General features: G+C 35.8%; 22 protein-coding genes. 18 read left to right on the top strand and 4 right to left on the bottom strand.

Annotated elements, in window-relative coordinates; translation table 11 throughout:
• Positions 1-3: 3 nt before the first annotated feature.
• The gene (locus I583_RS14290) at positions 4-348 is read right to left on the bottom strand and encodes a hypothetical protein (protein ID WP_010762129.1); all 345 of its coding nucleotides are present in this window, start codon (positions 346-348) and stop codon (positions 4-6) included.
• 179 nt (positions 349-527) lie between these two features.
• On the opposite strand from I583_RS14290, the gene I583_RS14285 reads away from it, so the two are divergent.
• Positions 528-911, top strand: a complete 384-nt coding sequence (locus I583_RS14285; protein WP_010762128.1) for a YccF domain-containing protein — start codon at positions 528-530, stop codon at positions 909-911.
• 255 nt (positions 912-1,166) lie between these two features.
• Complete coding sequence (locus tag I583_RS14280; protein WP_010762127.1) at positions 1,167-2,684, top strand: zinc ABC transporter substrate-binding protein AdcA; 1,518 nt, start codon at positions 1,167-1,169, stop codon at positions 2,682-2,684.
• A 119-nt stretch (positions 2,685-2,803) separates the two neighbouring features.
• On the opposite strand, the gene I583_RS14275 is transcribed toward I583_RS14280, so the two are convergent.
• Positions 2,804-2,983 carry a hypothetical protein gene (locus tag I583_RS14275; RefSeq protein WP_034683609.1) on the bottom strand — a complete coding sequence of 60 codons (180 nt, stop codon included), beginning with the start codon at positions 2,981-2,983 and terminating at the stop codon, positions 2,804-2,806.
• Between the two features lie 488 nt (positions 2,984-3,471).
• Here I583_RS14275 and menB point away from each other — a divergent pair, with 488 nt between their 5' ends.
• The 6 genes from menB (at position 3,472) to menC (ending at position 11,018) form a co-directional block, all read left to right on the top strand.
• Positions 3,472-4,287, top strand: coding sequence for a 1,4-dihydroxy-2-naphthoyl-CoA synthase (menB, locus tag I583_RS14270; RefSeq protein ID WP_010762126.1), 816 nt, complete (start codon positions 3,472-3,474; stop codon positions 4,285-4,287).
• Positions 4,288-4,305: 18 nt separating this feature from the next.
• Entirely contained in the window at positions 4,306-5,778 is a 1,473-nt protein-coding gene (locus I583_RS14265) for an o-succinylbenzoate--CoA ligase (protein WP_010762125.1), read from the top strand.
• Entirely contained in the window at positions 5,775-7,157 is a 1,383-nt protein-coding gene (locus tag I583_RS14260; protein WP_010762124.1) for an isochorismate synthase, read from the top strand. The genes I583_RS14265 and I583_RS14260 overlap by 4 nt, the downstream gene beginning before the upstream one ends.
• Positions 7,141-8,865, top strand: coding sequence for a 2-succinyl-5-enolpyruvyl-6-hydroxy-3-cyclohexene-1-carboxylic-acid synthase (gene menD / locus I583_RS14255; protein ID WP_010762123.1), 1,725 nt, complete (start codon positions 7,141-7,143; stop codon positions 8,863-8,865). The genes I583_RS14260 and menD overlap by 17 nt, the downstream gene beginning before the upstream one ends.
• The gene (gene menH, locus I583_RS14250; protein WP_010762122.1) at positions 8,862-9,692 is read left to right on the top strand and encodes a 2-succinyl-6-hydroxy-2,4-cyclohexadiene-1-carboxylate synthase; all 831 of its coding nucleotides are present in this window, start codon (positions 8,862-8,864) and stop codon (positions 9,690-9,692) included. Before menD ends, menH begins: the two co-directional genes overlap by 4 nt.
• A gap of 216 nt (positions 9,693-9,908) precedes the next feature.
• Positions 9,909-11,018: an o-succinylbenzoate synthase gene (gene menC / locus I583_RS14245; RefSeq protein WP_010762121.1), complete on the top strand. Its 1,110-nt coding sequence runs from the start codon at positions 9,909-9,911 to the stop codon at positions 11,016-11,018.
• Between the two features lie 50 nt (positions 11,019-11,068).
• Here the strand turns inward: menC and I583_RS14240 are convergent, their stop codons facing one another.
• Positions 11,069-12,598, bottom strand: coding sequence for an AMP-binding protein (locus tag I583_RS14240; protein WP_010762120.1), 1,530 nt, complete (start codon positions 12,596-12,598; stop codon positions 11,069-11,071).
• A 304-nt stretch (positions 12,599-12,902) separates the two neighbouring features.
• On the opposite strand from I583_RS14240, the gene rpsF reads away from it, so the two are divergent.
• The 6 genes from rpsF to dnaB all read left to right on the top strand — a co-directional run bounded on the left by rpsF (position 12,903) and on the right by dnaB (position 18,392).
• The gene (gene rpsF / locus I583_RS14235; protein ID WP_010762119.1) at positions 12,903-13,205 is read left to right on the top strand and encodes a 30S ribosomal protein S6; all 303 of its coding nucleotides are present in this window, start codon (positions 12,903-12,905) and stop codon (positions 13,203-13,205) included.
• Between the two features lie 48 nt (positions 13,206-13,253).
• Positions 13,254-13,805, top strand: a complete 552-nt coding sequence (gene ssb, locus I583_RS14230; protein WP_010762118.1) for a single-stranded DNA-binding protein — start codon at positions 13,254-13,256, stop codon at positions 13,803-13,805.
• A gap of 25 nt (positions 13,806-13,830) precedes the next feature.
• Entirely contained in the window at positions 13,831-14,070 is a 240-nt protein-coding gene (rpsR, locus tag I583_RS14225) for a 30S ribosomal protein S18 (protein WP_010762117.1), read from the top strand.
• 210 nt (positions 14,071-14,280) lie between these two features.
• Positions 14,281-16,257: a DHH family phosphoesterase gene (locus tag I583_RS14220; RefSeq protein ID WP_010762116.1), complete on the top strand. Its 1,977-nt coding sequence runs from the start codon at positions 14,281-14,283 to the stop codon at positions 16,255-16,257.
• A gap of 99 nt (positions 16,258-16,356) precedes the next feature.
• Positions 16,357-16,809, top strand: a complete 453-nt coding sequence (rplI, locus tag I583_RS14215; protein WP_010762115.1) for a 50S ribosomal protein L9 — start codon at positions 16,357-16,359, stop codon at positions 16,807-16,809.
• 209 nt (positions 16,810-17,018) lie between these two features.
• Positions 17,019-18,392: a replicative DNA helicase gene (dnaB, locus tag I583_RS14210; protein ID WP_010762114.1), complete on the top strand. Its 1,374-nt coding sequence runs from the start codon at positions 17,019-17,021 to the stop codon at positions 18,390-18,392.
• A 59-nt stretch (positions 18,393-18,451) separates the two neighbouring features.
• On the opposite strand, the gene I583_RS14205 is transcribed toward dnaB, so the two are convergent.
• Positions 18,452-18,934 carry an AmiS/UreI family transporter gene (locus I583_RS14205; RefSeq protein WP_010762113.1) on the bottom strand — a complete coding sequence of 161 codons (483 nt, stop codon included), beginning with the start codon at positions 18,932-18,934 and terminating at the stop codon, positions 18,452-18,454.
• 307 nt (positions 18,935-19,241) lie between these two features.
• Between I583_RS14205 and I583_RS14200 the strand changes: the two genes are divergently transcribed.
• The 4 genes from I583_RS14200 to I583_RS14185 all read left to right on the top strand — a co-directional run bounded on the left by I583_RS14200 (position 19,242) and on the right by I583_RS14185 (position 22,868).
• On the top strand, positions 19,242-20,534 hold the full coding sequence (locus I583_RS14200; RefSeq protein ID WP_010762112.1) for an adenylosuccinate synthase: 1,293 nt from the start codon (positions 19,242-19,244) through the stop codon (positions 20,532-20,534).
• Positions 20,535-20,695: 161 nt separating this feature from the next.
• Positions 20,696-21,562 carry a DegV family protein gene (locus I583_RS14195; RefSeq protein WP_010762111.1) on the top strand — a complete coding sequence of 289 codons (867 nt, stop codon included), beginning with the start codon at positions 20,696-20,698 and terminating at the stop codon, positions 21,560-21,562.
• A 199-nt stretch (positions 21,563-21,761) separates the two neighbouring features.
• A complete protein-coding gene (locus I583_RS14190) occupies positions 21,762-22,205 on the top strand; it encodes a DUF3290 domain-containing protein (protein WP_010762110.1) in 444 nt (147 codons plus the stop codon).
• Positions 22,206-22,226: 21 nt separating this feature from the next.
• Complete coding sequence (locus tag I583_RS14185) at positions 22,227-22,868, top strand: DUF421 domain-containing protein (RefSeq protein ID WP_010762109.1); 642 nt, start codon at positions 22,227-22,229, stop codon at positions 22,866-22,868.
• Positions 22,869-23,109: the final 241 nt, after the last annotated feature.

Genomic DNA, 23,109 nt, shown 5'->3' with positions numbered 1-23,109 from the left:
ATATTATTGTTCAATCGACTCTAGAAATTTGAGAACTTTATCTAGATTTAACTCATGATAACGTAAAGAATCAAAATAAAACACTTTTTCTTTAGGATAATTCTTGATATCAAACTGCTTTTGCAATCCAGGTACACAAATAATGGCATCAGCTTTTTGAGCAATAACGTCGATATCAGCTATAGAGTTGTCTAAAACAGCTAACCAGTGACTACCCTCCTTTTCGAGGGCTCTATTTAACGTTGTTACTAGTTTATTTTGTTTAAACATCCCTAGAATATTACCATTGGGAAATTTATTTTTTCCAAGCATGGGTGTACTTTGATAAACTACAATTGCTGTACTCATAAAATCCTCTCCTTCTTAGTAAAAGAATGATTCATACTTACGATAGTAACTAAGTTATTGATTGTTCACAAGTGATTTTATATAGTTTGGTAAATTTATGCTTTTAGTAGGAGTTTGTTTTCTATTTTTGTAGTATAATCTATTTTTATCTAATTAAAGTAGAAATAGGAGGAGTTAAGATGGGTTGTCTAGGAAATATTATTTGGTTTATCTTTGGTGGATTTTTTGGAGGATTGACTTGGCTTTTAGCAGGAATTCTTTGGTGTATTACGATTGTGGGGATTCCAATCGGATTACAGTGTTTTAAACTGGCAGGTCTAAGTTTTTGGCCCTTCGGTAAAAAAGTTGTGTACAGCACAAGTACTACCTCATTTTTAGTGAATATTCTTTGGCTGGTTTTTAGTGGCTTTTGGTTAGCGGTAGGTCATTGTGTCAGTGGCATTATTTTATGCGTGACAATCATTGGAATTCCATTTGGGATGCAGTCATTTAAACTAGCTAAGCTTGCGTTGATGCCCTTTGGAGCACAGGTAGTGCCTACAAATAGTGTTTATATGGAATAATATTAAAAAAGTAGATAAAGACCAAGAAAAAAGCGTAATTGTTTTTTTCTTGGTCTTTTATTTGTATCTTGACAACGATAAAAAATATTGTTATATTCTCATGTGGTTAAAACGTAATCATTACGTTTTGTAGAACGCGAATCGGAAAGGAGCGGTCAAATGAACAATTAAATTCTTTAACAAATGCGTTTTTCGCACTAGTAATTATTTGTAAGGTGCGGTGCATCATAAATAAAATGATTGAGGAGATCAGAAATGAAAAAAAAGTTAAAACTAATTATCACAGGACTATTGTTACTAGGAGTTATTTTAACAGCTTGTACCAAACCGAAAACGGAAATAAAAGAGAATAAAAATAACAAACAGCTAATGATTGTTACCTCTTTTTATCCAATGTATGAATTTACAAGAAATATTGTTGGAGACATTGGAGAAGTTAGTTTAATGGTGCCTGCCGGAACGGAAGCCCATGATTATGAACCTTCTGCAAAAGAAATCGCTAAACTACAAGACGCAGATGCCTTTGTTTACAATAGTGAATACATGGAAACGTGGGTTCCTAAGATGGAGAAATCATTAAAAAATGTGAAGAGTATCAAAGCAAGTGAAGGTATGGTTCTTTTACCTGGTAGTGAAGATCACGATCATTCAGCAGAAGAAAATCACGATGGACATTCCCATGCGTATGATCCTCATTTATGGTTGAGTCCTTTTCGAGCGATCAAAGAAGTTGAAACGATCAGAGATGGTTTGATTAAACTTTTTCCAGAACAAAAAGCGACATTTACTAAAAATGCAGCTGATTATATCGAACAATTAACGGAGCTTAATGAGCTATATGAAACAAAATTAGCGAATGCCAAACAAAAGAATTTTATCACCCAACATACAGCTTTTTCATACCTAGCTTTGGATTATAATTTAAAACAAATACCAATTGCAGGAATTTCTCCTGATCAAGAACCACAGCCTTCTCGGATTGCAGAACTGAAAAAATTAGTTGAAGAAACAGGAATCAACTATATCTATTTTGAAGAAAACGCAAATGACCGAGTAGCGAAAACCTTAGCAAACGAGACAGGTGTTGAATTACTTGTATTAAATCCGTTAGAAGGCCTTACCAATGAAGATATGAAAGCTGGAAAAACATATATTAGCGTGATGAAAGAGAATTTGGAAGCATTGGTAAAATCAACAGACGTTACCCCTAAAAAAGAACTAACTGAAACTGCCGTAAACAAGACGGTCTCAAATGGTTATTTTGATGACAAGAACGTTAAAGATCGTGCCCTTTCTGATTATGTAGGTGAGTGGCAATCGGTGTTTCCTTATTTAGAAGACGGCACGTTTGATCAAGTATTTGATTATAAAGAAAAACTAACGAAAAAAATGACGGCAGAAGAATACAAAGCCTATTATCAAAAAGGGTATCAAACAGACGTGGATCGAATTGATATTAGCAAGGATGCTATGACGTTTATAGTAGGGGATAAGAAGTATTCATCGAAATACAAATACGCAGGCAAAGAAATCTTAACGTATAAAGCAGGAAATCGTGGGGTTCGCTATTTATTTGAAGCCACAGAAGACACGCCTTATAAATATGTTCAATTTTCAGATCATGGAATCGCACCGTCAAAAGCAGCACATTTCCATATTTATTTTGGTAATGAAAGCCAACAAAAGTTATTGGAAGAAATGGATAATTGGCCGACTTATTATCCTGTTGGTATGACTGGATTTGAGATAGCACAGGAGATGTTAGCGCATTGATAGTGATGTAAATCGTTAAATTTAAACCCATCAAAAATCAACTAGTTGAGATTTTTGGTGGGTTTATGTTTAGTTGTTTTTCTAAATCAAATTGCAAAACGGCAATGCAGAACGAGATACTACTCCACTTTAAATGCTTGATTTTTTTTAATTTTCTTTATAACCATTATATTTTGTCTAGTAAATTTCCATTCAATTTCACCACCCTCTAAACCGTCTATCATTCTAAATTTTCTATATTTGTGTATAATAGAAACATTGAAAACAATCTGCTCAGCTTTTAAATTATCTAGCTGCACAAGCTAGCTCTTCGGAAAAAAGATAAACTATAAATGAGGCAAAAAGCACCTTAGTTATAGTTTCCTACTTTCCTGTCGAGGCTGAATGAGCCTGCTCAGCTTTTAAACTATCTAGCTTCACGGGCTAGCCTTTCGGGAAAAAGATAAAAATGGAATGAGGCAAAAAGCACCTCAGTCAATTTTTCCTATTTTCCTGTCAAGGCTGAACGAGCCCGATCCGCTTTTAAAGCTATCTAGCTGCACAAATCAATCCTTAGGAAAATAGATAAATTGTCAGTGAACCAAAAAATGTTTCAATGCCAATTTCCTAATTTTCTACAGGATTAACCGATTTGTTCCGCTTTTATGTTATCTAGCTACGTAGGCTAGCCTCTCGGGAAAAAGACAAATTATGAATGAGGCAAAAAGCACCTCAGTCATAATTTCCTATTTTCCAGTCGAGGCTGGACGAGCCCACTACGCTTTTAAAATTATAAGGAGGTTTCCTAATGAGAAACTGGACAACGATCAAAGAATACGATGAAATTTTATTTGAACAAGAAGGAAAAGTAGCGAAAATCACGATTAATCGTCCTCAGGTGCATAATGCCTTTACACCAAAAACCGTTATGGAAATGATTGATGCATTCAACATTAGCCGTGATAAACAAGATGTTGGCGTCATTATTTTAACTGGTGCAGGAGACAAAGCATTTTGTTCTGGCGGAGACCAAAAAGTTCGCGGTCATGGTGGCTATGTAGGGGAAGATAGTGTTCCTCGTTTAAATGTATTAGATTTACAACGTTTGATTCGTGTGATTCCAAAACCTGTTATTGCAATGGTCAAAGGATATTCAATCGGCGGCGGAAATGTACTTCAACTTGTATGTGATCTAACGATTGCAGCAGATAATGCTAAATTCGGCCAAACTGGACCAAATGTAGGTAGTTTTGATGGCGGCTATGGTTCTGGTTATTTAGCTCGTGTGGTTGGTCATAAAAAAGCAAAAGAAGTGTGGTTCCTATGTAAACAGTATTCAGCTGAAGAAGCCTTGGATATGGGCTGGATCAATACAGTGGTACCTTTGGCAGATGTTGAAGATGTTACAATGGAGTGGGCAGAAGAAATGCTGAAGAAAAGCCCTCTTGCATTGCGCATGATCAAAGCTTCTTTAAATGCTGATACAGATGGATTAGCTGGGATTCAGCAATTAGCAGGAGATGCAACGTTACTTTATTACACAATGGATGAAGCCAAAGAAGGACGCGATTCTTTTAAAGAAAAACGTGACCCTGATTTCGACCAATTCCCTAAATTTCCATAAAATAAAAGGGTGAAAAAAATGAGTAGTTGGCTGCAAAAACAAGTGAATGAAAGACCTGATCACCCTGCTTTTTATTGGCAGGATGAAGCCTGGACATTTGCTGAGGTTGCTCAAGAGGTCAAGCAATGGACAGCATTGTTTTCGTTAAAGATACCAAATAAAGAAAAACGAGTTGCTCTATTTAGCCGTAATTCAAAAGAAATGTATTTTTCAATTTTAGCTTTGTGGGAATTAGGTAAAGAGCTAGTTTTATTAAATACACATTTAAGCTTACAGGAACTCCACTACCAATTGACCGATTCAAAGGTGAAACTGGTGGTGGTTTCTACTGAAAGTTTGCCATTTTTTACTGAATTGGATCAATTGACACTAATTGAAATGATAGAGCCAGAAGGTACTGAAGCAGTTGTAGAAACAGAAATAGACTCTATCTATCAACTTAAAGCTACGGCTTCAATCATGTACACATCAGGTACGACAGGAAATCCTAAAGGTGTCGTGCAGTGTTTTAGTAATCATTTGGCTAGTGCTATGGCAACGCAAGAAAATATGAACATTACAGATGAAGATTGTTGGCTGTGTCCAGTACCGTTATTTCACATTAGCGGTTTGTCGATCATTATTCGTCAATTAGTGCTGGGGTGCAGTTTCCGTTTATATCATAAATTTGATGCAAAAATAGTCACAAATGATTTAGCCGAAGGTCGGGGGACCGTGATTTCTGTTGTGGCGATTATGCTGCAAGAATTACTGGAAAATTATCCTAAGAAGGGCTATAGCTCAGCTTTTAAAGCAATGTTACTTGGTGGTGGACCGATTTCTCCCAAAGCGTTGGAAAAATGTGAAAGCTATGGTATTCCTGTGATTCAATCATATGGAATGACCGAAACCTGCTCTCAAGTCGTGGCACTAAGCTTTAAAGATGCGGGAAATAAAATTGGTTCTGCTGGTAAACCATTGATGGGGATGGCAATCAAGATCGTTGATGAACAAGAAAAACGAGTGGCTCCGAATGAAGTTGGAGAGATTCTATTAAAAGGAAAGAATGTCGTTCGTGCGTATTTAAATGGTGAACAATGGCAAACGGTAAAATGGACAGTAGATGGCTGGTTTAAAACGGGTGATATGGGGTATTTAGATGAAGAAGGTTATCTGTATTTAGTGAGCCGTTTAAGTGAGTTGATTATTTCAGGCGGCGAAAATATTTACCCCACAGAAATTGAACATGTAATTCAAGAGTTTCCTGGGGTAAAAGAAGTTGCCGTAGTTGGTGAAGCCGATGCAAAATGGGGCGCTGTTCCAGTAGCTTACATTGTTGGAGAATCAACGATCACAACAGAAAGAATCAATACATTTGCCAAACATTATTTAGCAAAATATAAACTACCTAAACGAATTTATTTGTGCCATTCACTGCCTAAAACAGCTAGTGGGAAATTAGCGAAACACCGCTTAACAACAAGAGAAAGGGAGGCTTTTTTAAGCAAATGAGCATTCCTAAAGAATTAGAACAAGCTTATGAAGATGGCTATCGTCAATTTAGTTGGGTCAAAGAAATAAATGAAAATACAGTTTCTTTGCGTACTTCTTTTGAGAAGGGGCAAAAAGCATTTAAAGGGAAACGTTTTTATTGGCAAACACCTGATAAAAATTTTACGCTAGTCGGTTTCGGTAAAGAAAAAGAATTAGTGCATGATCAAGCTTCATTTGAACAAGTAGATGCATTTATTTTAGGAGAAAAAGATAAAATTTATCAAAATTGTTCTGTTTCTGGAACAGGGGCTATTTTATTTGGAGGATTTGCTTTTGATAGCAAGCATTCTAAGCAAAATGACTGGGGAATGATGGAACAAGGGCTGTTTTATTTACCGACTTTTTTACTTACAGAAACCGCTGGAAAACAGTATCTTACGCTGAATTTCAGTGCAGAAAATAAAGAAATAGTACAGCAAAAGTGGTTGGAACTCACATCTCAATTCGCAGAAATAATGGATACTCAGGCGATAGAAGAAAAAGATACTACCAAAATAAAAGCAGAAGAAATCGCTGTGTCCGAATGGATGACGGTAGTGGATGAAACGGTAGCAAAATTAAGAGAAGCAGGTCCCTTAGAGAAAGTTGTTTTGGCAAGAAGGATGGAAGTGAAAAGCGATCGTCCATTTCAGGCAGAGGTCATTTTAAAGAATCTTCAACAACAGCAAACTAATACGTACTTTTTTGTGTTTGAATCGAATGAACATGTCTTTATTGGGGCTACGCCGGAGCGCTTATTGAAAGCTTCTACAAAGACTTTTTCAACGGCCAGTATCGCGGGTTCTGTTTCACGTGGAACAACGGAGACAGAAGATGATGCGCTAGGTAACTATTTATTGAATGATATGAAGAATAAACAAGAGCATAAAATTGTTGTAGATAGAATCATCAAAGAATTAGAAAAAATGACAGGGACTTCTATACAAGTTCAGAAACCAGAATTACTAAAGAATCGCGATATTCAGCATTTACATCTACCGATTGAAGGACAGCGACAAAAAGAGTATCGTTTCTTAAAAGGCATTCAACAGTTACATCCAACACCCGCATTAGGCGGTGAACCGAAGGAATTAGCTTTGGCATGGCTTAAAGAACATGAACGGTTAGATCGAGGTTTATATGGCGCTCCAATCGGCTGGGTCGCTATTAAAGAAGATGTAGGAGAATTTGCGGTTGGGATTCGTTCAGCAGTATTTTCTGATAATGTCGGTTACTTATACGCGGGTTGTGGGATTGTGAAAGACTCTGTAGCAGAACAAGAGCGAATAGAGACGAAAATCAAATTTCAACCGATGTTAAGAGGAATAGGGGGGACGAATCATGACAAATCAAAGTGATATGACAAATTATTTACAAACCTTTGTTGAAGGGATGATCAGCAGCGGAGTAGAGCAAGCTGTGATAAGTCCTGGTTCTCGTTCTACACCATTAGCATTATTGTTGCATCGACAAGAAAAAATCGAAACCTTCATTGAAGTTGATGAACGATCTGCGGCCTTTTTTGCCTTAGGATTAAGTAAAACTAGTCTCAAACCAGTTGTGTTATTGTGTACATCAGGAACGGCCGCAGCAAATTATTATCCAGCGATTTGCGAAGCAAATGCTAGTCATATTCCATTAATCATTTTAACAACAGATCGGCCGCATGAATTACGACAAGTAGGGGCACCTCAAGCAATGGATCAATTCCATTTATTTCAAAGCCATGTAAAAGAATTTATAGAAATGGCAATTCCAGAAGGAACTAAAACGATGTTGGATTATGCTTATTGGCAAGGAATGCGTGCTACAGATACTGCGTGCCAAATACCCAAAGGTCCTATTCATTTGAACTTTCCGCTGCGAGAACCTTTACTACCAGATTTAGATCGAACGTTGATTATTGAAAAGGCAACTGAAATATTAGTAGGTAAAAAGCAATTGTCAGAAGAGCAACTGCTTGAATGTGTTGATGCTTGGCAAGAAAAAAAAGGTGTTTTAGTTATTGGTGGAAGTCATACGCCAAAAGAAGCTGAAGTATTTATAAAATTAGCAGAAACCTTAAATTGGCCGATTATTAGTGATCCACTAGCAAATATCACATCATGTGGTAAAACTAGTCCTTTGATCATGAACTATGCGGATCTTTTTATCCAAGAAGTTGAAATGTCCCAACGACCAGAAGTAGTGGTCCGCTTTGGTATGTTGCCTATCTCTAAAAATACGATGTTCTGGCTACAATCACTCGATGATGCGACAACAATCTACTTTGTTGATGAAACGGGTGACTGGCAGGATCAATTAAAACAAACTCAAGTTGCCATCCAGGCAGAAGAACAAACTTTTGCTCGAGCAATCATAGAAAAGGTTAAAGTTAAAACAGTGGATTCGTGGTGTAATCAGTGGATTGATTGGCAATTAACAACGGAACAACAATTAAATGAACTTAGCGACATGAACACATTAAATGAAACAACAGCAAGTATTCTTGTTCATAAAAAAATGGCAGAAAACGGTCAGTTGTTTGTTTCGAACAGTAATGCGATTCGCTTTTTAGATCGTTTTTCAACGGCGGAAGCAAATCATTACCAGTTATTTGGTAATCGTGGAATCAATGGTATTGATGGTATTGTTTCAACGGCTTTAGGAATGTGTGCGACTAATCCAGAACGTCAAAATGTCTTGTTGATTGGTGATTTAGCGATGTATCATGATATGAATGGTCTACTATTAGCTAAACGCTATAATCTGCCTTTGACAATTGTTTTATTGAACAACAATGGCGGTGGTATTTTCTCTTTTCTTTCACAACGTCAGTTAGAAGTGGCTGATTTTGAACCTATTTTTGGAACGCCGATCGATTTAGACTTTTCTTTAGTTGCTCAATTATATAATGCAAAATATATAAAAGCTGAGAGTTTGGAACAGTTAGCGTTATTATTGGATGCCACCCAGAAACAGCCAAAATTCCAAATAATTGAAGTTGTTGGTGACCGTCAGGAAAATGTTCAACTATACGAAAAAGTGGTTGCAGGATTAAAAGAAAAATTTGGGAAAAACAAATGAATACGACTATAAATGGCGTAAAATATTATTATGAATGGATTTCACCCTATGAAGAAAATCGACCAACATTGGTTTGTCTTCATGGGTTTACAGGCACTAGTCAGACCTTTGTACCAGTTTTTCAAAAAGAAAATGGACTCAATATTTTAGCAATTGATTTGATTGGCCATGGCAAAACGGATTGCTATGTCCATCCATATCGTTATCAAATGGATTGCTTGTGCCAAGATATTGCATTATTGACCGAAGGGTTAGGTATAGTTGAGTTTTCTTTATTAGGCTATTCAATGGGCGCTAGAGTGGCTTTAGGATTCACCTGTCTATTTCCTCAAAAGATTCATCAACTGATCTTAGAGAGTGGTTCTCCGGGTTTAAAGAGCATGTCAGAACGAATGATGCGCAAATGTGCTGATGAACATCTAGCTGGTTTTATTATGAGTCACTCTATTGAAGCCTTTGTTGATAAGTGGGAGAATCTGTCTCTTTTTGATAGTCAAAAGCGATTATCAACTAAAGTTCAGAGAACGCTTCGTCAAGAGCGGTTATCTCAACAAGCTTTTGGATTAGCCTGTAGTTTATGGTTTATGGGGACTGGGGTTCAACCTGATTTTTGGCAAGAGTTGGACAAGATAAAAGCACCCATGTTATTGATAGTAGGAGAATTAGATGCTAAATTTCAACACATCGCCCAAAGTATGCAGAAAAATCACCCCAATATATCTATTGAAATCGCAAAAGATGCTGGTCACTGTATTCATTTGGAAAAACCAGAGATAGTTGAGAAAGTCGTTTATACGTTTTTAGCTAGCTACAAAATCAACCCTTAAGAAAATAGGAAATTTTCAGTAAAACAAAGAGGAATTCAGGGTTAATTTTTTAATTTACTTACAGGATTATCCTGTTTGTTATACTTGTTAGTGCACAAGCTAGTTCTTCGGAAAAAAGATAAAATCTGTTTGAGGAAAAGAATATTGCCTGCAGATGATCTTATTTTTTTATCAGAGCAAAACAGCTTGTTCCGTTTTTAAAAGGAGGAAACTAAGTTGGAAATTCACCGTATCGATCGTTATCGCGTTCGACTGCCTTTAAAGAGTCCATTTGAAACAAGTTATGGTCGTTTAACAGAGAAAGCTTTTGATATTTTATTAGTGACAGATGAATTAGGTAACCAAGGTATAGGAGAATTGGTTCCTTTTGAACAGCCAGATTACATAGAAGAGACAATCGATACAGCTAGAATTATCATTGAAAAACATTTGATTCCGTTATTGATAAATGCAGATATTCAACATCCTAAGGAAGTCTCCGTGCTCTTTGAGGAAGTAAAGGGCAATCAAATGGCTAAATCTAGCCTTGAAACAGCAATCTGGGACTTATATGCAAAACGTAGCAACAAGAGTCTGAAAACGTATTTGAATGATACCAGAACACAGATTCCAGTTGGTGTTAGTATTGGGATTCAAACTGATCTAACAAAATTAACAGATCAAATTACAAAGTATATTGATCTTGGATATAAAAGGATCAAATTGAAAATACGTCCAGGTTACGATTTAAAACCAATCGAAGCTATTCGACAAAAATTTCCTGATATTCTGTTGATGGTCGATGCCAATTCAGCCTATACTATTAAGGATATTCCGCACCTAAAGCAATTAGATACGTATAATTTAGCAATGATCGAACAGCCCTTTGCGGCGAATGATTTTCTGGATCACGCACAATTACAAAAAGAAATAAAGACCGATATTTGTTTAGATGAAAACATTCGATCGCTTAAAGATTGTGAATTAGCTTATTCTTTGGGGAGTTGTCGAAGTATCAATTTAAAGATTCCTAGAGTAGGTGGGATTACAGAAGCTATGAAAATAGCCGATTTCTGTAAAGAAAAAGAGCTGCTTGTTTGGTTGGGGGGAATGTTTGAATCTGGTATAGGGAGAGCGTTGAATTTACAATTTGCTTCTCAAAAAATCTTCACTTTTCCAGGAGATATTTCTGCTTCTGAACGTTATTACTATGAAGATATTTTGACAGAGCCTATTGAAATGAAACAGGGTGAAATTAGAGTGCCAGATGGAGTAGGAATAGGTGTTTGTCTATCCCGAGATTCATTATTAAAACATGGTGTTTATGATACATTATTTACTAACTAAAAAGAATCACAGACTGGAATTAAATAGTCTGTGATTCTTTTTAGTTAATGCTATTTATTTTCTTTCAAAGCTTTCTCAATCTGTAATCGTTGGACTTTCATCGTAGCTGTACGAGGAATTTCGTCCCACTCCATAATAATCGGTTTATTTAAATGTGGTAAATCAGTCACTTGTTCCCACCAAGCATCCCAATTCATCCCTTGTTTTGGATCAACAGCTAAAATTGGTTGAGGAGAATTATCTTTCGCTCTAACAATGATTACTTCTTGAAGAAAATCAAGCGCATCTAACAAATGATCCTCGATCGCCAAATTACTATCAATTTTATCAATCAAATCTACTTGACGGTCTTTAAGGAATAAATGACCATTTTCATCCATAAAACCATAATCACCGCTGTCCCACCAAGGGCCAAAAACAGTTGATTGGAAACGTTCATCTTCTTTATAGTAAGTTAGTGCACGCCCTTTAGATAAAAATTGGATATGTCCATCTGTCATAGCAGGTAAAACATTGCCTTCTTTATCTGCAATTCGTGCTTCAGTCAATCCTTCTAAACCAACCCCCATATCACGAGCGTCGGACGTTTTAAGAGAGTCTAAAGTATGAGCTTTCAAGATCATTGGGCCACATTCACTTTGCCCATACACTTGAAGGAAAATTGGATCATTCTTCTCTGAAGCTTTTAAAAAACTTGCCATTGTAGCATTGTTGATAGCATCAAAAGTAGAGTGATAATAACGAACACTTGCAAAAGCTTCAGGCTGTCTTTTTGCCAAAGATGTCCACTGAACGAAATTGTTAGGGTGTGTTTCAACAGCGATCGGTTGATGCTCTGAAAGCATTTTTGAAACGGATTCGCTATTTGAGATCGATAATGGCATCATCGGAAACCCCATTGCCATCAAAGAAGAGATTCCAATATTAAAACGAGAATGGACGGGTGAAATATGAAATCCAACAAGTTTCTTATCGGCAATTTTTGTGAAAATCGTTTTTTGCCACTTTGTACGCCAGCCCATAGAATTAGCAGAGTGACAAATCAATTTAGGAATTCCAGTTGTTCCAGACGTGTGTGTCATATAAGCAATCATATCTTTAGGTAATTCTACTTGGGGTACCTTGTTAGCAGGAGCTTGTAAAAGTGCTGCGACTGAAATCTGTTTTTCAGGAGCACTATTTTTTACGTTCCCAATTTTCTCTTCTGTTTCTTCATCAAACAGGATAAACGGATCTTCTAAACGATCGACAAAGACTTCAATTGTTTCAGCTGGAAAATGATAAGAAATCATCGCTGGAACGGCACCTAAATAAGAAGCAGCCACTGCCAACAAATACGTATCGAATTTTGAGCTTTTGAAAATAATGATTTTATCTTCAGCTTTCACACCTAAACTAGCTAGTTGATAAGCGCGGTTTAAAATTGCCTCGTGACTTAATTGATAAGTGTAGCTAGTTCCAAGTTCAGGAAAAGCCGGCAAAGATTCATCATGAATGATGGCAGTTTCTGGGTTATTACGTGTAGCCTCAAGATAATTCGTGTACAAGTTGAGCGGTTGGTATTCTAACAATTGATTCAATGTAACAGCATCCTTTCAAACGACATAAAATTATTTGTGTAATTTCGAACAAGGATAGTATACCACGAAAAATAAATAACCTGAATTATAAGTAAAAAGTGAGACTAGCGGATTTATACGTATATTAAAGTAAGACATGAGAGAAAAAATGATTGCAAAAAAAAGATCAAAAATTGCTAATAACACTTGATTTTATCAGCTTTTAGCTGTATAATGAAACATTGTGAGTAGTCTATATATTTTAGATAACTCTCCTTGCTCTTAGCAATCTAAGAGCCTAAAGTCCATAGGGAGGTGAAAATCAATGAGTCAAGTTACGAATTATGAAGTTATGTATATTATTCGTCCGAACATTGATGAAGAAGCAAAAACTGCTTTAGTAGAACGTTTCGACACAATTTTGAAAGATAACGGAGCAGAAGTTATCGAATCAAAAGATTGGGAAAAACGCCGCTTAGCATATGAAATGAACGGATTCCGTGAAGGCATCTATCATATCGTTAAAGTATCTTCTCCATCAACTGCAGGAGCAATCAATGAATTTGATCGTCTTGCTAAAATCAATGACGATATTATCCGTCACATGATTATCAAGGAAGAAGCATAACCAAATGTTTCACGTGAAACATTTGGATTGACGAAAGGAGATGTTTAAATGATTAACAACGTTGTATTAGTTGGAAGACTAACAAAAGATCCCGATTTGCGATATACATCTAGTGGTTCAGCAGTTGCGACATTTACTTTAGCAGTAAACCGTAACTTTACGAATGCAAATGGAAATCGTGAAGCAGATTTTATTAACTGTGTGATTTGGCGTAAACCTGCTGAAACAATGGCAAACTATGCGCGTAAAGGTACATTATTAGGCGTAACTGGTCGTATTCAAACTAGAAATTACGAAAATCAACAAGGCCAACGTGTTTACGTGACCGAAGTTGTATGTGAGAATTTCCAGTTGTTAGAGTCTCGTTCTGCATCAGAACAAAGACAAACAACAGAAGGATCAGATTCGACACCAAGTTATAATGCTGGTGGCGGAAGTTTCCAACAACCACAGAATAATAATTTTTCAGGGCAAAACAATTTTAATCAATCATCCTCTCAGTCTAGCAATAACGGTATGCCTGATTTTGATAGAGATTCTGATCCATTTGCTGGAACAGGTTCTACTATTGACATTTCAGATGATGATTTACCATTCTAAACGAATTTGATAGGAGGGAATAAGAATGGCACAACAAAGAAGAGGCGGACGTAAACGTCGTAAAGTCGATTATATCGCTGCTAACCATATTGAATATATTGATTATAAAGATATCGAATTATTAAAAAAATTCATTTCTGAACGTGGGAAAATTTTGCCACGTCGTGTAACAGGTACTGGTGCTAAGAACCAACGCAAATTAACAATTGCAATCAAACGCGCACGTATCATGGGCTTATTACCATTTGTTGGTGAAGAGCAATAATATAGAATTATGAGAATCAAAGAACTAGTTTCTTTGGTTCTTTTTTTATTTAATTTATTGATAAAATGGAACGAAGCTTTTATATTATATAACTCAAAATAAGCTATATAGAGATACTGAAATGTTTCACGTGAAACATTTCAGTATTCGCAGAAATCCTTTTTTTATGCTAAAATAGTCTTATCTGTAGAACACGGAGGAGCCTTTATAATGAGAAAAATTAGAATGAAACGGATTTTGGGTTCTGTATTCGTTCTCTTTTTATTAGAAGTACTTATATTTTTCTTTGTATCTAATAAATATATTGCTATAGCTGGTTTGCTTGTACTCAATCTCATATTGATAAATAGAATCTTTAATTTAATCAAGAAAATTGAGATATCTAATACGGAGAAAATTAGAGAAGCCAGTACGATTGCAGAAAAATCATTGGATTATGCATTTAATGAAGTGTCTGTTGGGATTATTAATTATGATGTTGATACAAAAGAAGCAAAATGGTTGAACCCATTTGCAGAGAGTATTTTTCGGAAAGATGGTCAAACTCTGATCAGTCCTGAATTAATACAAACATATGTAACGTTAGCAGAAAAAGGGAAAGATATATTTAAAGTTGGGGATCATGTTTATCGCTTCAATATTGATACAAAACAAAACACGATTACGTTTAAAGATATTACAGAAGAAAGTAACTTATATCATGAAAAATTAGAAATGCAGACCGCTATTGGTATTGTCTCAGTTGATAATTATGATGATATTACAGATAGTATGGATGAAAAAGAAATTTCCTATTTGAACAGTTTTATTACTACAATGGTCTCTGATTGGATGGATGAGTATCAAGTTTTTTATAAACGATTGAATGCAGAACGTTACTTCTTTATTGCACAGTTGGAAGATGTAAAAAAGATGATGGAATCGAAATTTCAAATTTTAGATAAAATTAGAAAAGAATCTAGTACAAGAGAGATAGCGATTACATTAAGTATGGGAATTTCTTATGGTGGAGAAACTTTAAGCCAGACGGGTAACACAGCTCAAACGAACCTAGATACAGCACTGGTTAGAGGTGGAGATCAAGTTGTTGTGAAAGAAGCTAAAGACAATGCTAAACCTATTTTTTATGGAGGTAGAACAGCGTCAGTTGCCAAAAGAACGCGTGTTCGGTCTCGTGCTATGAGTACTGCCATCCAGGGAATTTTAGCAGAGTCTTCAGATGTTTATATTATGGGACATCGTTTTCCCGATATGGATGCAATCGGTTCAGCATTTGGTATGGCAAGATTAGCTAAATTTCATAATAAGGACGCCTGGGTTGTTTTAGAGAAAACTGAAAGTATACCTGATGTTGATCGAGTTATGGCTGAGCTAGAAAAGTATCCTGAATTAGCAAAACAAATTATCACACCAAAAGAAGCAATGAAAAGAAAAACGGATAGCAGTTTATTGATTATGGTAGATTACCATAAGCCTTCACTTTCAATTTCACAAGAACTATATGAACAGTTTGATAAAGTTGTGATTATAGATCATCATCGACGTGGGGATGAATTTCCAGTTAAGCCATTACTTTCTTATATTGAGTCTTCTGCATCATCTGCTTCAGAGCTAGTGACTGAATTAATTGAATATCAAAGTAATACGCAAAAACAGTTGGATAAATTTGAAGCAACACTCTTACTTGCTGGGATTGTTGTCGATACAAAAAGCTTTAGTGTTCGTACTACAGCACGTACCTTTGATGTGGCTAGTTATTTAAGAACTTGTGGCGCCGATTCATCTTTAGTACAATATCTATTAAGCTCAGATTTAACCAGTTATTTGGAGATGAACAGTTTAATTGCCCAAAGTGAGTACGTCACACCAGATACGGTTATTGTGACAGGCAGTGAAGAGAAGGAATATGATAGTGTTACTGCGGCGAAAACAGCAGATACGTTATTATCAATGGTAGGAATCAATGCTGCATTTGTGATAACCAAACGAACCGATAAGCAAATTGGGATTAGCGCACGTAGTAATGGGTCAATAAACGTCCAACTAATCATGGAAAATTTGGGCGGAGGTGGTCATTTCACTAACGCTGCGGTACAATTAACGAATGTAACGGTAGCTGAAGTAAAAGAGCAGTTATTGAAAGTGATTCAGCAAAATATAGATGTGATGTATGATCCAGCTCCATAAGCTAGTCTTCTGGAAAAAAGCATCACAAGTTTGTTTTCCTATATTTATTTCAATGCTGAATAAGCTTATTATGCTTTTAAAATGAGGAGGAATAATAGTATGAAAGTTATTTTTTTACAAGATGTCAAAGGTAAAGGAAAAAAAGGGGAAGTAAAAGAAGTACCAACAGGATATGCACAAAACTTTCTAATTAAAAATGGTTATGCGCAAGAGGCAAATAAAGGCAGTATCAGTGCGTTAGCTGGACAAAAAAAAGCACAAGATAAACACGAAGCTGAACTATTAGCAGAAGCTAAAAAAATGCAGGATTTCTTAGAAAAAGAAGAAACTATTGTAGAGCTTAAAGCGAAGGCTGGAGAAGATGGACGTCTTTTTGGATCTATTCCTTCAAAACAAATTGCGGAGGCCTTAAACAAGCAATATAAGGTCAAATTAGACAAACGTAAGCTAGAACTATCACAACCAATTCGTTCACTAGGTTTTACAAAAGTTCCAGTGAAATTACATCATGAAGTCACTGCAACGATTAAAGTTCAGGTAGTAGAAGAATAATTAGAAAAGAGGTTGGAGCAAAGTTGTTCCAGTTCTCCCTGTTTATAAGGATTCCATGTGATTGGGATATGACTCGAAGAGTTATGCCTCAATCACTTTTTGCTTATTCTTAAGAAGAAACGATTCGATATTGTCATTGTACATTTCAGTTGTTTCTTGTTAAAATAGAAAGACTGAAAAGCGTAATTTTAGCTATAGGAGAGAAAAAAATGAATGAAGTATGGCAAGATCGAGTACCGCCACAAAGTATGGAAGCAGAGCAGGCCGTTTTAGGGTCGGTTTTTTTAGATGCTGAGGTTATTATCGATGCGTTAGAGTACATAGAGCCAAAAGATTTTTATCGCCGTAATCATCAATTGATTTTTCAGACTATGCTTACTTTGAATGATCGAAATGAAGCGATTGATGTTATTACGATCAAAGATCGCTTGGAGCAAGAAAATTTACTTGAAGATGTAGGTGGCTTAAGCTACTTATCTGACTTAGCTTTAGCTGTGCCAACAGCTGCTAACATTGTTTATTATGCTAAAATCGTTGAACAAAAATCACTGCTTCGCAACCTGATTCAAACTGCCACAGAAATTGTTACAAAAGGATTTGAACAAGGCGAAGATGTTGAGACGATTCTGGATGATGCAGAACGCAGTATTTTAGAAGTTTCAGAAAAAAGAAACAGAAGTGGCTTCTTATCGATCGCAGATGTATTGAATACCTCGATAGCAAATATAGACCAATTGTATCAAAATGATGAAGAAATTACTGGTTTACCTACTGGTTATCCAGCTTTAGATAAAATGACAGCCGGACTACAAGCAGAAGAATTGATTATTTTAGCAGCTCGTCCTGCCGTAGGGAAAACCGCCTTTGCTTTAAATATAGCCCAAAATATTGGGACTAAAACTGACCGATCTGTTGCTATTTTCAGTTTGGAAATGGGTGCTGAATCGCTTGTTAACCGGATGCTTTGTGCGGAAGGTTCAATAGAAGCTGGGCACTTGCGGACAGGTCAATTATCAGAAGAAGAATGGCAAAATCTAATTATTGCGATGGGAAGTTTGTCCAGAGCCCAAATTTATATCGATGACACTCCGGGGATTAAAATTACAGAAATTCGAGCAAAATGCCGGAAATTAGCGCAAGAACGTGGCAATCTTGGGTTGATATTGATCGATTACCTACAACTGATCGAAGGAACCGGCCGCGAGAGTCGTCAACAAGAAGTCTCTGAAATTTCCCGTCAATTAAAAAAATTGGCGAAAGAATTAAAAGTTCCAGTTATTGCATTATCTCAATTATCCCGTGGCGTAGAACAACGTCAGGATAAACGACCTGTACTTAGTGATATTCGTGAGTCTGGATCTATTGAACAAGATGCGGATATCGTGGCTTTCCTTTACCGTGATGATTATTATGATCGTGGTGAAGAGGGGGAAGACGGTAATCGTGAGGAACCTGAAATCGATAATGTTATTGAAGTAATTATTGAGAAAAATAGAAGTGGTGCCCGAGGAACGGTCGAATTATTATTTATTAAAGAGTTCAATAAATTTGCTTCGCTCTCCCAAAGGCCAGATGACTTTTAACCATTAAATAAAAAACAGCTACAAGCAGGTATTTATTCCGGCTATAGCTGTTTTTTTATTTACCATAATTCTGTTATCATCAAAAATCCTGGAATCCAAGCAGTAACAATTCCTTCAAAAATCGCTAAATACAAAACATATTTCCCGATTGGAAGTGCTAGAACATTTTGTAAAAATCCAGAAAACCAGAGAATTCCCCATAATATCCAAATGATGGCAAAACGCCAATCACCGCTAACATATGAAAGGTAGGCACAAGGAATGGCATTTACAGCAACAAATAAACCGAAAATACCATATGCCCGCCAATCCAAATCAAACAAGTAGATAACCCCCATCAAGAGATTCGTACATGCAAATAAAAAACCAGTGCCAGCAGAAAAGTAGTCTCCACGCAATAAAAAAGTCGTATTGACTATGAACGTAACACTTCCTGTAAACAAGTTTAAAAAGGCAGTCGATTTACCATCTACTCCTGCTAACCCGCAATAACCGTTACTAATCAATGTAATTCCAACAAATAATAAAACAACACCCAACAAAATAAAAACCCTCCTATTTAAAATAAATTGCGTATTATATTTTACGTTAGTTTCCTAGAAAAAGAAATGTGAAATTTATTATTTTTAGATAACGGGCTTCAAAAAGAATGAGCCAACTTCCTTTCATTCCCAGTACAAGTAAATATTATTCGCTTTTTTATCTAATGTTTTTTTTAATACTAGTTAATGTTCGTGTTTTAAGTGTTTTTTGTTTTTCTAAAATGATAATATTCGATTTTTCCTTGAAAGCGTTCTGCTTTCTTGGTACAATGAATCAGGACAAAATAATTTAGAACGAGGTGTTCGAATGTCATCAGTTGTAGTAGTCGGAACGCAGTGGGGCGATGAAGGAAAAGGAAAGATCACGGATTTTTTAAGTGAGAATGCTGAGGTCATCGCACGTTATCAAGGCGGAGATAATGCAGGTCATACCATTAAATTTGATGGTGTTACTTATAAACTACACTTGATTCCTTCAGGTATCTTTTACAAAGACAAGATCAGCGTAATCGGAAATGGCGTTGTAGTTAATCCAAAATCTTTAGTAAAAGAACTGGCTTATTTAAAAGATAATAATGTCACAACAGATAATTTACGTATTTCTGACCGTGCCCATGTGATTTTACCTTATCATATCCAATTGGATCAATTGCAAGAAGATGCTAAAGGCGAAAATAAAATTGGTACAACAATCAAAGGGATTGGTCCTGCATACATGGATAAAGCAGCTCGTGTAGGGATTCGTGTAGCAGATTTACTAGATAAAGAGATTTTTGAAGAACGCTTGAAAATCAATCTAGAAGAAAAAAACCGTCAATTTGTAAAAATGTTCGATAGCGAACCAATTGCTTTTGAAGATATTTTCGAAGAATATTATGAGTACGGCCAACAAATCAAACAATACGTAACAGACACTTCTGTTATTTTAAATGATGCATTAGATGCAGGTAAACGCGTATTATTTGAAGGCGCACAAGGTGTTATGTTGGATATCGACCAAGGAACCTATCCTTTCGTTACATCATCAAATCCAGTTGCTGGAGGCGTTACGATCGGAAGCGGTGTTGGTCCTTCTAAGATCAATAAAGTCGTTGGCGTTTGTAAAGCTTACACATCACGTGTTGGCGATGGCCCATTCCCTACAGAATTGTTTGACGAAACAGGAGAAACAATTCGCAGAGTTGGGAAAGAATATGGTACAACAACAGGTCGTCCACGTCGTGTGGGCTGGTTTGATACTGTTGTGATGCGTCACTCTAAACGCGTATCAGGTATTACGAATTTATCATTGAATTCGATTGATGTTTTAAGTGGTTTAGACACGGTCAAAATCTGTACAGCCTATGAATTAGATGGTGAGTTGATTTATCATTATCCAGCTAGCTTGAAAGAATTGAGCCGCTGTAAACCAGTCTATGAAGAGCTGCCAGGCTGGTCAGAAGACATTACAGGATGCAAAACATTAGCTGATCTTCCAGCAAATGCAAGAAACTATGTGCACCGTATTTCTGAATTAGTTGGCGTGCGTATTTCAACATTCTCAGTAGGTCCAGACCGTAATCAAACAAATGTATTAGAAAGCGTTTGGGCACAAATTTAAATCTAAAAAGCAAACGAGAGACAACGTACTAAAATGTCTCTCGTTTTTTTAGTCATTTTTATCCAAAATACGGTCTTTTTTAGTCGGGTTTGATTTTAATAAAGCATGAGTATCCAATAATTATATGTTAAAATAGAAAAACAGTTAGGGAGGATTTAAAAATGACATTTAAATTAATGACAGATTCATGTTGTGATTTACCATATACATATTTAGAAGCCAATGATGTTGATTTTATTAGTATGACCATTCAATTAAATGGAAAAGAACTGGTCGATGATTTAGGGAAAACGTTTGACTATGATTGGTTTTTACAAGAAATAAAAACAGGCGGCATGCCGACTACTTCTCAAGTAAATGTGGGTCGCTATATTGAATTTTTTAGACCATTTGTAGAAAAGAAAACGCCGATATTGTACTTAGCTTTTTCTTCTGGGCTGAGTGGCTCTTATCAAAGTGCGATGCAGGCTGTTGACATATTGAAGGAAGAATACAGTGATGCAGAGATTTATGTAATTGATACAAAAGCAGCTAGTTTAGGCGAAGGGTTACTAGTCAGTGAAGTGATTCAATTGAAAGAAGATGGTCATTCTTTAGAAGATATTTTATTGTGGTTATCTGAAAATAAAATGACAGTTCATTCTTGGGTCACTGTAGATGATCTAAAGCATCTAGAGCGTGGTGGTAGAATCTCAAAAGCCGCAGCAGCAATCGGTGGATTAATGAATGTTAAACCAATTATTGTAGTAGATGAACAAGGGAAACTGCAAAATATTGGAAAAGTCCGCGGTCGCGGTAAAGCATTGAAGAAGCTAGCTGATGAGACCGTTCAAGGAATGATCGAACCGTTAAAACAAACGGTATTTATAGCTTATGCTGGTGATTTGGAAAGTGCGGAGAAAGTTAAAGAGATGATCGAAGAAAAAATCCAAGTCAAAGAGATTCGCTTACATCCGCTGGGACCAACCATTACTAGCCATACAGGAAACGGTTGTATCGCGGTCTTTTCTAGAGGGAAAAAGAGATAAATTGGTGATTGGCTTATAGTTAAATAAAGAACAGGAGGTTGGCATAAAAGTACTTGTTACTTTTGTTTCAACCTCTATATTTTGCATAGGTTTAGCAATGGATCATAGGCTAGGTAAGTAAGTATTTTATTACTTTTGATTTTTAAAACATGATATACTACTACATATTCTATAGACTAATTTTTTGGAGGAGTTTTTATTGAATTTTTACGGTATAGACTATTTAGAGACACAATCAAATTTAAACGATTATATCAAATATTTCTTTATTTTTGGTGCTTTGATCGTCTTAATCATTGCCTTTAGTTTGTATATGCGTCATCGTATTCAAACTAAATACCGTGATTTGAGTATTATCACATTTTTGCTACTACTGTTCTTACTGGGTGTACAGTATTCTGATTACACACAAAATCAAAGCAAAAATTCACAATCATCTCAAATGGTCAACTTTGTGAAACAGATATCAAGAGAAAAAGGTGTTGATAAAGAAGAAGTTCTTGTAAATTCAACTCAGTTAGTTGATGGAACACTTGTAAAAATTGGAGATAGCTATTATAAAACAACATTAAGTGGAGACCAAAACTCTTACATCTTAGAAGAAGCATATTTGATGAATCCAGAAATTTCAATTACGAAATAATAGAATAGAAAGGAAGATATCATGCAAGTTTATAGCCCAATCATTATCAAACTTGGCTTGGGGATTATTTGTTTAATTATTCAAATCAATTTAATGGGAAAAGGGAACCTAGCACCATCTTCTGCAATGGATCAAGTTCAAAATTATGTCCTTGGGGGAATTATCGGGGGTGTGATCTACAATGATTCAATTGGTGTTTTACAGTTTGTTTTAGTTCTGATTATTTGGACGTTGCTTGTATTGACTGTTAAGTTTGCGAAAGAACACAATCGATATGTGAAGTATATTGTGGATGGCAGACCAATTACATTGATCAAAGATGGAAAGGTTGATGTGAGTGAGTGTTTAAGATGCGGTATTTCAGCTAATGAATTAATGTTTAAATTAAGAGCTAATGCTATTTATGAAGTTGAAAATGTAAAAAGAGCCGTCTTAGAACAAAATGGTCAATTAACGATCATAGAATTCGGAGATGAAAATATTAGGTATCCGATTATTGTAGATGGTCAGGCAAATTATGACGTATTGGAATTGATCGATAAAGACATTGATTGGTTATCGGAGCAAGTGCAAAGTGAAGATTACAAAGGCGTTAATGAAATTTACTTAGGTGAGTATCTTTCAGGTAAACTAAAATTATATGGGTATGAAAAAAATACGTAATAGGGAAAGAATCTTAATTAATCAACAAATTGAAATGATCGATCACATATAGAACAGACGTTAATCACAAGTATTTTTGAGAGCTTAACTTTCAAAAATATTTCTGACTACGTCTGTTTTTTTGATCTAAAGTAGTAGATAAAATCATATGGGAGGAAATTGACAGGATTTTAAAAGAAAAAAAGCAGTAATTTACAGTAAGATTGTTTTATCAAACAAAAAAAACGTTTGATTAGACATA

This window comes from Enterococcus haemoperoxidus ATCC BAA-382 (genome assembly GCF_000407165.1).
GTDB classification, from domain to species: domain Bacteria; phylum Bacillota; class Bacilli; order Lactobacillales; family Enterococcaceae; genus Enterococcus_L; species Enterococcus_L haemoperoxidus.
Note: the sequence above shows the minus strand (reverse complement) of the source record. Positions and strands in the feature narration are given on the sequence as shown.

What these genes read in the sequence shown, in the direction of transcription:
- I583_RS14290 (WP_010762129.1), bottom strand. Translation starts at nt 348, where the DNA reads ATGAGTACAGCAATTGTAGTTTATCAAAGTACACCCATGCTTGGAAAA.
- I583_RS14285 (WP_010762128.1), top strand. Translation starts at nt 528, where the DNA reads ATGGGTTGTCTAGGAAATATTATTTGGTTTATCTTTGGTGGATTTTTT.
- I583_RS14280 (WP_010762127.1), top strand. Translation starts at nt 1,167, where the DNA reads ATGAAAAAAAAGTTAAAACTAATTATCACAGGACTATTGTTACTAGGA.
- menB (WP_010762126.1), top strand. Translation starts at nt 3,472, where the DNA reads ATGAGAAACTGGACAACGATCAAAGAATACGATGAAATTTTATTTGAA.
- I583_RS14265 (WP_010762125.1), top strand. Translation starts at nt 4,306, where the DNA reads ATGAGTAGTTGGCTGCAAAAACAAGTGAATGAAAGACCTGATCACCCT.
- I583_RS14260 (WP_010762124.1), top strand. Translation starts at nt 5,775, where the DNA reads ATGAGCATTCCTAAAGAATTAGAACAAGCTTATGAAGATGGCTATCGT.
- menD (WP_010762123.1), top strand. Translation starts at nt 7,141, where the DNA reads ATGACAAATCAAAGTGATATGACAAATTATTTACAAACCTTTGTTGAA.
- menH (WP_010762122.1), top strand. Translation starts at nt 8,862, where the DNA reads ATGAATACGACTATAAATGGCGTAAAATATTATTATGAATGGATTTCA.
- rpsF (WP_010762119.1), top strand. Translation starts at nt 12,903, where the DNA reads ATGAGTCAAGTTACGAATTATGAAGTTATGTATATTATTCGTCCGAAC.
- ssb (WP_010762118.1), top strand. Translation starts at nt 13,254, where the DNA reads ATGATTAACAACGTTGTATTAGTTGGAAGACTAACAAAAGATCCCGAT.
- rpsR (WP_010762117.1), top strand. Translation starts at nt 13,831, where the DNA reads ATGGCACAACAAAGAAGAGGCGGACGTAAACGTCGTAAAGTCGATTAT.
- I583_RS14220 (WP_010762116.1), top strand. Translation starts at nt 14,281, where the DNA reads ATGAGAAAAATTAGAATGAAACGGATTTTGGGTTCTGTATTCGTTCTC.
- rplI (WP_010762115.1), top strand. Translation starts at nt 16,357, where the DNA reads ATGAAAGTTATTTTTTTACAAGATGTCAAAGGTAAAGGAAAAAAAGGG.
- dnaB (WP_010762114.1), top strand. Translation starts at nt 17,019, where the DNA reads ATGAATGAAGTATGGCAAGATCGAGTACCGCCACAAAGTATGGAAGCA.
- I583_RS14200 (WP_010762112.1), top strand. Translation starts at nt 19,242, where the DNA reads ATGTCATCAGTTGTAGTAGTCGGAACGCAGTGGGGCGATGAAGGAAAA.
- I583_RS14195 (WP_010762111.1), top strand. Translation starts at nt 20,696, where the DNA reads ATGACATTTAAATTAATGACAGATTCATGTTGTGATTTACCATATACA.
- I583_RS14185 (WP_010762109.1), top strand. Translation starts at nt 22,227, where the DNA reads ATGCAAGTTTATAGCCCAATCATTATCAAACTTGGCTTGGGGATTATT.